General features: G+C 48.7%; 13 protein-coding genes. 7 read left to right on the top strand and 6 right to left on the bottom strand.

Annotated features, from left to right (window positions below; translation table 11 throughout):
• The first annotated feature begins 36 nt into the window (after window positions 1-36).
• From ABUE30_RS14355 to ABUE30_RS14335, 5 genes are all read left to right on the top strand, one after another.
• Window positions 37-468 carry a MarR family winged helix-turn-helix transcriptional regulator gene (locus ABUE30_RS14355; RefSeq protein WP_408624514.1) on the top strand — a complete coding sequence of 144 codons (432 nt, stop codon included), beginning with the start codon at window positions 37-39 and terminating at the stop codon, window positions 466-468.
• A gap of 35 nt (window positions 469-503) precedes the next feature.
• The gene (gene idi / locus ABUE30_RS14350) at window positions 504-1,037 is read left to right on the top strand and encodes an isopentenyl-diphosphate Delta-isomerase (RefSeq protein ID WP_408624513.1); all 534 of its coding nucleotides are present in this window, start codon (window positions 504-506) and stop codon (window positions 1,035-1,037) included.
• A 163-nt stretch (window positions 1,038-1,200) separates the two neighbouring features.
• A complete protein-coding gene (locus tag ABUE30_RS14345) occupies window positions 1,201-1,989 on the top strand; it encodes a transporter substrate-binding domain-containing protein (protein WP_408624512.1) in 789 nt (262 codons plus the stop codon).
• A gap of 121 nt (window positions 1,990-2,110) precedes the next feature.
• Window positions 2,111-2,797 (top strand): ABC transporter permease, encoded by a 687-nt coding sequence (locus ABUE30_RS14340; protein WP_408624511.1) that lies wholly within the window; start codon window positions 2,111-2,113, stop codon window positions 2,795-2,797.
• Window positions 2,794-3,504 carry an ABC transporter permease gene (locus tag ABUE30_RS14335; RefSeq protein ID WP_408624510.1) on the top strand — a complete coding sequence of 237 codons (711 nt, stop codon included), beginning with the start codon at window positions 2,794-2,796 and terminating at the stop codon, window positions 3,502-3,504. The genes ABUE30_RS14340 and ABUE30_RS14335 overlap by 4 nt, the downstream gene beginning before the upstream one ends.
• A gap of 58 nt (window positions 3,505-3,562) precedes the next feature.
• Here ABUE30_RS14335 and ABUE30_RS14330 read toward each other — a convergent pair whose 3' ends face one another.
• Both ABUE30_RS14330 and ABUE30_RS14325 read right to left on the bottom strand, forming a co-directional pair.
• On the bottom strand, window positions 3,563-4,789 hold the full coding sequence (locus ABUE30_RS14330; RefSeq protein WP_408624508.1) for an MFS transporter: 1,227 nt from the start codon (window positions 4,787-4,789) through the stop codon (window positions 3,563-3,565).
• Window positions 4,790-5,038: 249 nt separating this feature from the next.
• Window positions 5,039-7,366: a membrane-bound PQQ-dependent dehydrogenase, glucose/quinate/shikimate family gene (locus ABUE30_RS14325; protein WP_408624507.1), complete on the bottom strand. Its 2,328-nt coding sequence runs from the start codon at window positions 7,364-7,366 to the stop codon at window positions 5,039-5,041.
• Window positions 7,367-7,551: 185 nt separating this feature from the next.
• On the opposite strand from ABUE30_RS14325, the gene ABUE30_RS14320 reads away from it, so the two are divergent.
• Window positions 7,552-7,917: a transposase gene (locus tag ABUE30_RS14320; RefSeq protein ID WP_408624506.1), complete on the top strand. Its 366-nt coding sequence runs from the start codon at window positions 7,552-7,554 to the stop codon at window positions 7,915-7,917.
• Window positions 7,918-8,364: 447 nt separating this feature from the next.
• Here the strand turns inward: ABUE30_RS14320 and ABUE30_RS14315 are convergent, their stop codons facing one another.
• The 3 genes from ABUE30_RS14315 to ABUE30_RS14305 all read right to left on the bottom strand — a co-directional run bounded on the left by ABUE30_RS14315 (window position 8,365) and on the right by ABUE30_RS14305 (window position 10,231).
• Window positions 8,365-8,565 carry a ferredoxin reductase domain-containing protein gene (locus ABUE30_RS14315; RefSeq protein WP_408624505.1) on the bottom strand — a complete coding sequence of 67 codons (201 nt, stop codon included), beginning with the start codon at window positions 8,563-8,565 and terminating at the stop codon, window positions 8,365-8,367.
• A 4-nt stretch (window positions 8,566-8,569) separates the two neighbouring features.
• A complete protein-coding gene (locus tag ABUE30_RS14310; protein WP_408624504.1) occupies window positions 8,570-9,130 on the bottom strand; it encodes a ferric reductase-like transmembrane domain-containing protein in 561 nt (186 codons plus the stop codon).
• A 144-nt stretch (window positions 9,131-9,274) separates the two neighbouring features.
• Window positions 9,275-10,231: a quinone oxidoreductase family protein gene (locus ABUE30_RS14305; protein WP_408624503.1), complete on the bottom strand. Its 957-nt coding sequence runs from the start codon at window positions 10,229-10,231 to the stop codon at window positions 9,275-9,277.
• A gap of 69 nt (window positions 10,232-10,300) precedes the next feature.
• Between ABUE30_RS14305 and ABUE30_RS14300 the strand changes: the two genes are divergently transcribed.
• Window positions 10,301-10,825, top strand: a complete 525-nt coding sequence (locus tag ABUE30_RS14300; protein ID WP_408624502.1) for a MarR family winged helix-turn-helix transcriptional regulator — start codon at window positions 10,301-10,303, stop codon at window positions 10,823-10,825.
• Between the two features lie 215 nt (window positions 10,826-11,040).
• On the opposite strand, the gene ABUE30_RS14295 is transcribed toward ABUE30_RS14300, so the two are convergent.
• Window positions 11,041-11,970 (bottom strand): NmrA/HSCARG family protein, encoded by a 930-nt coding sequence (locus tag ABUE30_RS14295; protein WP_408624501.1) that lies wholly within the window; start codon window positions 11,968-11,970, stop codon window positions 11,041-11,043.
• Between the last annotated feature and the right edge of the window lie 20 nt (window positions 11,971-11,990).

Raw genomic sequence — 11,990 nt, 5'->3', positions numbered from 1 at the left:
ATGATGCATGAACGGTTAGCTATCAAAGGAGTCTCTATGGGTAAATTAATTCACCAAGAAGTGTTCCACCTGATGCGTCGGGTGTTTCAATTACATACCGCAGCGTGGCAAAAAGCCCTGCCGACATTAACCAAACCCCAAATGGCAGTATTACGAACGCTGGCGGAGCATCCTGGGATCGAACAGATTGAATTAATGGCGGCAGCCGCCAGTAGCAAAGCGACGTTGGCTGAAATGCTGCGCCGCTTAGAGCAGCGACAGTGGTTGTACCGACAGACTGACACGAATGACCGGCGCCGGCGGTTTGTTCACTTAACCGAGCAGGGGGAACAGTTGGTTCAAGAGTTACGGCCGCAGTGGGAGCAAGTCGATCAACAATTTTTACAGCGTTTGTCGACAGATGAACAAGGGCTGCTACTGCAATTATTAACTAAATTGGCCCAAAGTGATGATCCGTCTAGTTTGTGATGTGCCCGCTTGCTGTCAATGAGTTTGGAGAGATTATGGCAATAGAATATGTGGTCTTGTTAGATAAACACCGCCGTGCCTACGCTCAGATGGATAAGCGTGCAGTGCACCATCAACAGACCCCATTTCATTTGGGGTTTTCTTGCTACATTTTTAATGCCAAGCGGCAGTTATTAGTGACCCGACGCGCCTTGAGTAAACAAACATGGCCAGGGGTTTGGAGTAATTCAGTATGCGGGCATCCTGCTCCCAATGAGCCGTTCAGTCAGGCCGTGATGCGTCGGGCTCGTCATGAACTTGGGCTGAATATTCGAGCACCACAATTACTAATTGATGATTATCGCTATTGGGCGAAAGATGCCAGTGGTGTTATTGAGTATGAATATTGCCCAATCTATTGGGCTCAGGCGCAAAGTGATTTGGCTTTAAATTCTGAAGAAGTGATGGATTATCAATGGATTAATGGCGATAAACTGGTTCAATCGATTCAGGCTACGCCGTGGGCTTTTAGCCCGTGGATGGTTGAACAGGTGGAATTACTCTGTCAGCGAAAGCTGTGGCCTCATTAATCACGATAAAAATAATTATAAATTTTAGATGAATAGTTATTCTATTTTGCCATATAATCACTCACCAGAAAATCCTGTTGACTAACTCGTTAATGAGTGACTGCCACAGGAGATACACAAATTTAACATTCTTTGTTTTAGCGTATTGAAGAAGGGAAGCGACATGAATATCGTGAAGTGTTTGATCGTTGCATTAGGCGTTGCGGCTGTACCCAGTGTGTGGGCGGGTACAACAGCGATAAAATTTGGGGTAGAGCCACAGTATCCGCCTATGGAGAGTAAAACTTCCGACGGAAAACTGGTCGGGTTTGATATTGATTTAGGCAACGCGATTTGTCAGCAGGCAAAGCTGAAATGTTCATGGGTAGAAAGCTCATTTGATACGCTCATTCCAGCACTGAAAGCGAAAAAATTTGATGTGATTAACTCATCGATGGATATTACGCCACAACGTGCTAAAGCGATTGCCTTTACCCATGCGATCTATCAATTGCCATCACAACTGATTGCGCATAACGGCTCCGGTTTAAAACCGACTGCTGAGGCTTTAAAAGGTAAAAACATCGGGGTGTTGCAAGGTTCAACCCAAGAAAGTTATGCGATGAAACATTGGCAGCCAAACGGGGTGAATATTGTTCCTTATAAAGATCAAAACCAAGTCTACTACGATATGGTATCGGGTCGTTTAGATGGCACATTGGTGAATTCAACCTCAGGACAAGCTGGGTTTCTCGATAAAGCTCAAGGCAAAGGGTATTCATTTATGGGCAAAGCGGTCTACGACCCAGAGATATTCGGTCCAGGCATTGGTTTTGGACTACGCAAAAGTGATAGCGCACTCGTTACTCGGATCAATAAAGCCATTAATGTTCTCAAAGCCCAAGGCTTGGTCCATCAATTGTCGAAAAAGTACTTTAAAAATGTTGATGTAAGCTTACCCGAACAAAACTAAGCTATTCTTCAGTTACGTCAAACCATAGCCGGGTGGGCCACATCTTGCTATGGTTTTTTCATTATGAGTAAAAATTGTTAGTCTACAGTCGACTTTGACTCAGCGATTTTTGGGAGAAGGCATGTTTTATGGGTATGGGGAGCAGGTCTGGCAAGGCACTCTAGTGACGATTGAATTGGCGGTTTTGTCCGTCTTAGTCGCCATATTTTTAGGGCTGTTAAGTGCCTGTGGCAAATTGTTTGGTAATCGCCTACTGCAAGGCTTTGCGCAAGTGTATACCTCGATTATTCGCGGTGTGCCTGATTTGGTGCTGATGCTGTTAATATTCTACAGTTTGCAGATATGGCTGAATCAGTTGACCGATTTTATCGGTCTTTCAACCATTGAGATTGACCCGTTTAGTGCTGGCATTCTCACGATTGGCTTTATTTATGGTGCCTATTTTGCCGAGACTTTTCGTGGTGCTTTTTTGATGGTCCCAAGTGGTCAGCTTGAGGCAGGATATGCTTACGGGATGAGTCGTTGGCAGGTTTTTCGTCTGATTTTGTTTCCGCAAATGATGCGTCATGCACTGCCTGGGGTAGCGAATAACTGGTTAGTGACATTAAAATCCACCGCGTTGGTCTCATTGATTGGCTTGTCTGATGTGGTGAAGGTCACCCAAGACGCCGGTAAGGGGACTTATAAGTTGTTCTTTTTTACGTTGCTCGCGGGCGCGATTTACCTGTTGCTGACAAGCCTCTCTAACGGCGTGTTGTGGTGGTTAGAGCGTCGTTATCAATTTGAACTGAAAAAGCCGTCTATATGATTGATCTGATTCAACACTATTGGAAAGCCTTGCTTTTTAGTGATGGTTACCATTTTACCGGTGTGGTGGTGACGCTGTGGCTGCTGGTGATCGCCATTGCTTTAGGTTTCACTCTCTCGATCGGGTTGTCGATGGCGCGGGTGTCATCTCGAAAATGGGTGCAGTTTCCGGTATGGCTGTTTACTTACGTGTTTCGTGGTACACCGCTTTACGTGCAGTTGCTGATTATTTATTCGGGATTGTTTTCGCTTGATTATATTCGAGGGCATGAATTTTTAAGCTGGTTTTTTCGCAGCGGCTACCGCTGTACGATCCTAGCGCTAGTGCTGAATACCTGTGCGTACACCACTGAGATGTTCGCCGGTGCCATTCGCTCTATCCCTCGCGGTGAAATTGAAGCGGCGCAAGCCTATGGCTTTTCCGGTTGGCAGATGTATTCGCATATTATTATTCCCTCGATGCTGCGCAAAGCTCTCCCTGCCTACAGTAATGAGGTCATCTTGATGTTGCATGCGACCTCTTTGGCGTTTACTGCCACCGTGCCAGACATTTTAAAAATTGCGCGTGATATGAATGCGGCCACGTATTTGTCATTCCAATCGTTTAGCATCGCGGCCGTCATTTATATGTGTATCTCGTTTACGCTGATTGGCTCATTTCGTTTGGCGGAAAAACGCTGGTTGAAGCATCTACAACCCGCTTCGTAAATGACGCTTGCCATTCCCATTGTATAAAGCCCAAGTCATCAACTTGGGCTTTTTCAGCTTAGCGCAGTTCATGACCTCGATATTCAGGGATCCAAAACCAGGTTGCTAAAATATCTAGAACATAAATAATAGCCAGCAGTGCCAGCGCGGTATGAAATGAGTAGAGGCTGGTGAGTGCACCAATCACCAGCGGTCCAAAGCCGCCGACCGCTCGGCCGATATTAAATAAGACATTTTGGGCAGTTGCTCTTGCTTGTGTAGGAAACGCCTCTGAAATCAAAGCCCCATAGCCGCCGAGCATGCCGTTGACAAACATCCCTAAAAACGCCCCAGCAATTAACATCGCGGTTGGATCACTCAGTAAGCTATAGGTAATGACCATCACCACCGCGCCTGTTTGAAACAATAGAAAACTGGGTTTGCGCCCGATGCGATCCGCTAACTGCCCAAACAAACCAATGCCTATCATCATGCCAACAATTGTGACTGCCATCCACAATGATGATTTAGTCAAAGTAAAGCCTAAGTGGTGGGAAAGATAACTGGGCATCCAGATCATCATGCCGTAATAACCAAAGTTTTGTACCGAGGTTAAGACCACAATGCCAAGGCTAATACGTCGTGTCGCACGGTCTTTCATTAATAAGCGAAACGCATTGGTTTTGGGGGAATTCAATTGTGTGCGACGGACAAATAACTCGGGCTCGTGAAGCTTCCAGCGCATTCCCCAAGCAATAAATGCTGGGATAACACCCACCATAAACATGCCACGCCAACCAATGTGAGGTAATAGTGCTGGGGTGAGCAGCGCGCCGGCCAATACGCCTACTTGCCAGCCCAACGCAACATATGACGAGGCGCGGGCCCGTTGTTTGGCCGGCCAGGCTTCAGCCGCGAGCGCCATACCAATTCCAAACTCGCCTCCTAAACCAATTCCCGCAATGGTGCGACAGATTAATAGTTCCTGATAGCTTTGGGCAAACGCGCATAAGCCAGTAAATACGGCAAACAGGACAATACTCCAAGTGAGCATACGCACACGGCCAAAGCGATCACTGAGTGCTCCAAAAATGATGCCGCCAAAAACTGCACCGACGAGTGTCCACGTGACGAGAGCGCCAGCTTGGCTATGGCTTAGATGTAAGCTTTGGGAAATCGCTGGTAACATAAAACCAAGAATCAGTAAGTCAAAACCATCCATGGCATAACCCAATGTTGAACCTATCAGTGCTTTCCAGTGGTAATTGGGTGAGGTGTTGTGTGCAACTGGTATGTCGCAGGACATGAATATCTCCTTAAATGAATGGGGGGTAAGATAACGGCGCTAGATTGTAGCTGATTTTGCGAAGATAAGATGAATTCGTTGGCCGTAAATTGTTATTTCGGCCGTTTAGCGGTGGTTTTACTACGGCTTGATATTTTTTAGATGAAATCGCATTCACCCCCGAGGATTTGAGTGCGATATATTGTGAAGACTCACCCTCAATGGGTAGTCCTTTATGGTTTAATTAGTGACAGCCCCAACAAAACCATATTATTTCATGAGCTTATAGGCCACTACATAATCTCCGATCGTGGTGCCAAGCGAACCATGTCCTCCCGCAACCTGAACCACCATTTGTTCTCCGTGACTATTTAGATAAGTCATCGGGGTTGCCTGTCCGCCTGCGGGCAAGCGCCCACGCCATAATACTTGACCCGTTGAGAGATCATACGCGCGCAGATAATTATCAACAGTCGCGGCCATAAAGGTGATTCCCCCTGCTGTAATAACTGGCCCGCCAATACCTGGCATTCCCAATTTAATCGGCAGCGGGAGTGGCGTCATATCACGAATCGTCCCATTTTTATGCTGCCAGATTGTTTTCCCAGTGGTGAGATCAACGCCCGCGACATATCCCCAAGGCGGTTGTTGGCAGGGAACGCCTAATGGTGATAGAAAAGGCTTAAGTTCAACCGCATAAGGTGCGCCAGCATTGGCATTTAAACCATGTTCACCAACATTCATTTGACCCAGCAAAGCCTCACCTTTGGCTTTCAACTTCGAGATGAAAGCAAGATAAAGCGGCATTGAGAATAGGACTTGTCGTTTGGGATCAACCGCAACACTTCCCCAGTTGAAGACCCCAAAATTACCTGGGTAGACTAGTGACCCCTGTTTTGACGGCGGGGTATATTGTCCTTGGTAACGCAGTGAGTGCAATTCAATACGACAGATCATTTGATCAATGGGCGTAGCTCCCCACATATCGCTTCCAGTTAACGGGGCAGGTTTGAAATTAACCGCAGATGATGGTTGCGTCGGCGATGTATAATCTCCTTTAATCGTTCCTTGTGGTGCTGGATTTTCAGTCATTGGGAAAATTGGTTTGCCAGTTTTTCGATTCAGCACATAAATATCGCCTTGCTTAGTTGGAACAACTAAGGCGGGTTGTTTCCCTTGAACAGTCGAGAGGTCCACTAATACCGGTTGGGCAGGAGTGTCCATATCCCACAAGTCGTGGTGGATAAATTGCTGTACCCATGCGACTTTCCCTGTATCTAAATGAAGTGCTACAACTGACGTTGCATATTTTTCTTCAGCAGGAGTCCGGTACATGCCTAATTGGTCTGGTGTTCGATTCCCCATGGGCAGATAGATTAAACCTAAGGCTGGATCGGCGCTTGCCACCGACCAACTATTAGGCGAACTCACGGTATACGTGTTGCCCTTTGCAATCGGCTGAGTATCATTTGGGTGCGCTGAATCCCAGTTCCAAACCAGTTGACCGCTTTTGGCATCATAAGCACGGATCACGCCAGAAGGTGAATTGATATCGTAGTTATCGTTGACGGAACCGGCGACGACGACGACTCCGTTAGCGACGAGCGGTGGTGACGTCGAATAGTAGTAACCCGATTGTTTAAATGGCATATGTTGGGTTAAATCGAGTTGACCATGATTGCCGAAATTATCACATCGGGCTCCCGTGGCCGGATCAAGGGCTAATAACCGAGCATCAGACGTGGGCAGAAATAACTGCGCATCACACTGAATCGGCTGCAGTTGTTCTGCCGGTTGAACAACCAACTGAGCCATTGGTACTTGCCCAGAAGCTGGTGGCAGGTAAGAAACTCCGCGGCAGGTTTGGTGTTGTCGCTGACTATCAGCAGCAACTTTCGCATTATAGACCCACATCTTTTTACCGCTATCGGCGTTTAATGCGACTAGCCAGTTATGCGGAGTGCATAGATATAAGGCGTTACCTATTTTCAGCGGAGTGGCTTCGTAGGTTGTTTCACCGACGTCTTTTGGCCCCTTTTTATCCCCAGTTTCATAGACCCATGTTTGTTCTAATGAGGACACATTGGCTGGCGTAATTTGTTTAAGTGGGGAATAACGCTGACCTAAATTTGAACGTCCATACGCATACCAGCTGTCATCTGGCACGGCTCCAATACGAGGTGAATCATTGATCACTTTGGTATTTAACTGGCCGTTTAAATTATGCGTTGGCACGAGCATGGTGGCCAATAATGCAACTGTGATAATCGTCCAACTTGTTGTATAAAACCACCCCCCCGAAACGGGGTTGGGCCTTCTTAGCAACAACACCCCAAGAGCTAAAAATAGTCCTAGTCGGGTCGCAAGAGGCCACCAGTCAATTCCCGATTCCCAAACGGCCCAAATCGCCGTTAAAATCAGAAAAATTGCATAAATTTGGCGAACCTTTGCCGATTTTTTAAACGCTAACCAAGCATTATAAAGGAGGAATATCCCGGCGATCAGATAATAAGGGCTTCCATGTAGCGAAATTAAATAACCACCACCCACAGCTAGGGTGGCACCAATCATCAAAGTAAAGACAGCAAATAAGAACATAATCTCTCTTGTTGTGATGATAGACCAATTATACAGCCTTGTTTCTCCGGTTGCATGGTCGCGCAGAAGCGTTAGCTTTTTAGCTAATATTTATTATTAAGAATAGGAGAGATACCCTGTGTGTCAACCTGATGTTGAACCAGCTGATTTTGAGATAACATACAAATGTGCATTAAGAGCAGTACATGCCAAAGAATACAGCCGTCGAGCCACAAGTTAAGCCATCACCTGATTTGAAAAAACGATCACGTCGACTTTTCACCACGGAATATAAACTATCCATCATACAACAGGTGGATGATTGTCGACATGGTGAGTTAGGGACATTACTTCGACGAGAAAAACTCTATTCGAATCAGTTAGCACAGTGGCGTCGAGAGTTTGCCGATAACGGCGTTAAAAGCCTACAAAAATCGACTCCAGGTCCTGCGTCCACTAAAACACCAGAACAAAAACACATCGAGCAATTAGAAAAAGCGAACGCTCGTTTACACCATCAACTAGACGTAAAGGACAGCTGCATTATGCTCCAAAAAAAGCCATCGCCTTAGTGGAAGCGATGGAGCAAGAGAGCGACTATGATGCTCGTTCAAGAGCCTTGTCCTGTCTGAACGCATGGCCAGCCATGTCCTCAATGTGAACCGTAATACGCTGAGGTATCAACAAAAGCGCTCTCTATTTTGTGGCCCTATACAACCAGCATGGCGTCAACGAAAGAGGCTCTTCAACCTAGAGCTCTGACAGAAAAAGAGCGCCAAGAGGTTAAAAGTGTCTTAACCAGTGAGGCGTATTGCAATCAGCCGCCTATGCAGATTTATTATGATTTATTGCAACAAGGCCAGTGTCTTTGCTCCACCAGTGCAATGTATCGAGTTCTTCGTGAAGAACATAAGCAAGGAGAGTGGCGTGCTCAACCACCACCACAATCTCACGTGATACCTCGTCTCACCGCCACGGCCCCTAATGAAGTATGAAAGGTGAAGCGGCCATAAGGGCCTTCAACTTCGGCGACCTGCCCGGTCATGGGCTGCCAAGACACTGGTGTAGTCGCCGAGGGACTTGATGGCAAAGTGAAGGCTTTTGCCCTCAGGGCTGGCGGACATAATGCTGAACGGATGTGGTTCTTTGTCATGGGCAAAACGCACAAAGGCAAACTGGCCCGGCAGATGTTCAAAAACGCCCTTGTTGATGCTGAGCACAACGCTAGTGACGGGCCCGTGAACTTCCACAGCAGTAACAATAGCTTTGACGCGATAGGGCAATAGTCGCCGCGATGATACCTACCGCAGCCAGCGCAATCACCATGTAACCCGCAGGTGTTGCCAGCCAGCGCTCCCGCAGTTGTGCCGTGGCATCGTGGTAGGCGATCAAAATAAACACTGCAGGTACAAACCTATGTGTGTTCCTGAATATTCGGTAAGGCACGCGGTGCAGCAGTGCGATCACTATGAGGATCACAATCGCATAAAACGCATATTCGCCCAGCGTTTGGCCGGTGGAGTAGAGAATTTTTTCGATATTGGAGTAGTCGCCTTTAATTCGCTCGCCAGGGTTGGCAACCCAACCCCATTCAACCCACCAACGCGGCAGCTGTCGAATCAACCAGTGCAGCAAGGCAAAAACTGCCGCATAAATTCCCACCCATTTGTGCAGGCGATACAGCTTGTCCAGCCCGATTCTGCGCTCAAACCAGTCCAACCGCAGTGCAAGCACCACCGTAAGCATCATCAGTGCCAGGGCAATAACCCCGCTTGATTGCGCCACTCCCAGCCGCTCAGGTCAGCCAGAAGATGCCCTGGCCCCGTTGATATCAACGGCCAACAAAATGGTTGGCGCAATAACGTTGGTGGTGGTTTTCACGGGTGGTTCCTCAAGGCTTAAATCTGGGCAGTGGGATAGCGCGGCACATCAAGGCCGCAAAACAATCCGCTCGCGTGTATCGTCCATGGTCCAAGCCTGCTCTACCTGCGCCAGCGGCAGGTTGAGTGTTGCAATCTGAAATCCTGCTGCGGGAGCCGCTGCCAGCACTTCGGCCATTACGGCCAACAGACGCGGCATGGCTACGCTGCCCATGCCGCTGCCCATCATTTGTAGGGCCGATGAGCGCAGGGCGGCGCTGGGCAGGTTGATGTTGCCGCCGCTGACCGACCCTATCTGCACATAGCGCACCGGCACGCCGTCCGGGCCAAAGCGGGCGGCAGCGGCAATCAAGGCCTCCGCACTCTCGCCCCATAAATAGTCCAGCACCACATCCACACCCTGTGCAAATTCTTGTTTGAGCGCCGCTTGCAGAGCGTTGCTATCCTGAGTTAGAGAGACGGTTACATCTGCCCCCAAGTCGCGGAGTGCTTCAAGTGAAGCCGCGTGGCGACCGGTGGCAATCACCTTGCTTGCGCCCAAATATTTGGCAATTTGTACCGCCAAGCGGCCCGAAATACCCGTGGCGCCGTTGATGAGTACCGTCTCATCCTTACGCAACTGGACACGCTCCAGCAGTGCCGCCCAGGAGGACATGGCCGGTATCATCATGGCGGCCGTATGGCTATCTTCCAGAGCATCCGGCAGGGCGAGGCAGAATTGTTCGTCCAGCACACAGTACTCGGCCATGGCGCCAAGGGGGTGTTCCGGCAGGAAAAAGTACACCCGCTGCCCGTCTTCGCACACCCCCACACCGTCAATCCCCGCCACAAACGGCAGCCCGCCTTCGGAGCTGTAATGCGCACCCGATGCGCGGCTTTTGGTGACATGACTGATGGACGATGCTGTTACTTGCACCAGGCGCTGGCCTTCGGCGGCGGTTGGTGTGGGAAAATCGGCGTAAACCGGGGCAGCCTGTCTCAGATGAGTCACCAGTGCGGCTTTCATGATGTAATTCTCTCTTGGGTGAAATATATGCGTATAATGCACATATTAAGCAGGTTTAAGAGGCTGTCAATGAAAAGCGTGAAAAATACACATATATCGGCTCAGCTGCGCGTGCTGCACAGTGCTGTTCTCGATATAGTTGGAGTGATGAACCGTCCCCAGCGCGATGAGTTATTGCTCAAAGCAGCGGGCCTTACGCTGGAGAGGGCGCTGTTTCCGCTGCTGGTGTTGGTGGGTAAATATGGGCCGATTGGTATTGTTGAAATGGCTGAGCTGATCGGCCGTGACTACACCACCGTATCGCGTCAAGTGGCTCGTTTGGAGGAGTTGAACTTGGTAGCACGGCAGGTTAATGCGAAGGATAGACGCATAAAAGAAGCGTTGGTCACCGACAAAGGCCGCGCCATGACCGATCGTATTGATGAGGCGCGGGATCGTATCAGCAGCGCTATTTTTGCGAATTGGGAGGAGGCGGATCTGGATCAACTCACGCTGTTAATACGCCGCTTTGCCGATGCGATTATGAAAACACCCGAAGTGCCGGAGGCGGCCTACACGGCAACTTCACCCGAGCCACCGGCCCATACCGGCTAAATGCACTGGCGGAGCCGCAGCTGATGCCTGAGCTGAGCAACTTCCGCGATAGTCACGTTTTTGCCCTGTAGCAGATTGTTGGCCATGGCTATGCGTCAGGCCAACAGATATTCCATGAGGGACTACCCGGCAAGGGAAGTTGCCACCGCCCAGTAATCTGAAGCAAAGCTGTATAAGTTTACATTCAGAACATATGGGTGGCGATCATGGACTGACTATCGCAGTGAAATGTTAGCGTCTTTTGCCTGCAAAGCAGTGACGAGTAGATATTTTCCTGGTCCTTTAATCCATTCTTCGAATTTTAACAGATGCCCGAACGTCTCTCTCAAAGCCGTCAGATCTGCGCTTCCAGCCCCACGGCCATCATCGATAATGACTGACAGTCGCCCCAGAAAAGCATTTTCCTTGAGAAGCGTATCAGTGAAACGTTGGTATTGAATGGTTTTTCCGGCAGCCTGACTGAGAATGTTTTGTAAATCGATGCCAGTCACTTCATCTCCGGCTATCTCAAGCGTTTGTCCGACGAACTGCTGAGGGTGTTCAAAAATATGGCCGACGATTTTCCCGATATCCTGCACTGCGATAATTTGGAAAGATTGATCAGGACGGACAAAGAAAGAATACTTACCTTGTTCCAGTCCCATGCCGGGCAGTAACAGAAGCTCCATAAATGCTGCCGGGCGGATAATGGTATGGCGGATATCCAGAGAGCTGAGATATTCTTCAATTTCTGTTTTGCTATCGAAATGCCCCATCCCAGTCACCCCTTTGCCGGCGGCACCCACTGATGTATAAACCAGATGCTGAACATCTAGCTCAACGGCAATATCTGCGATAGTTTTTCCATAAAGCACTTCCTGCTCATCGGAAATGCCATAAAGCTCACCCTGACCGGAACTGGGTTGAATGCTGAACACACCGTAAACGCCGGTCATGGCTGCACGAATGGAAGCTGAGTCTGACAAATCGCCACCCACAATCTCGGCGCCTAATGCAGCCAGTTGTTGAGCCTTTTTATTTTGTCGATCACGCACTAGAGCCCTGACTTTCCAGCCATTGGACAATAATACAGATGCAACGGCACCGCCTTGCTGACCAGTACCACCGAAGATAAGGACAGTTTTACTCTGATGATTGAGATTCATAGGTGTCTCCTTGTTATGTG

The organism is Celerinatantimonas yamalensis (assembly GCF_046054155.1).
GTDB classification, from domain to species: domain Bacteria; phylum Pseudomonadota; class Gammaproteobacteria; order Enterobacterales; family Celerinatantimonadaceae; genus Celerinatantimonas; species Celerinatantimonas yamalensis.
This window is presented reverse-complemented; position numbering and strand designations above follow the sequence as displayed.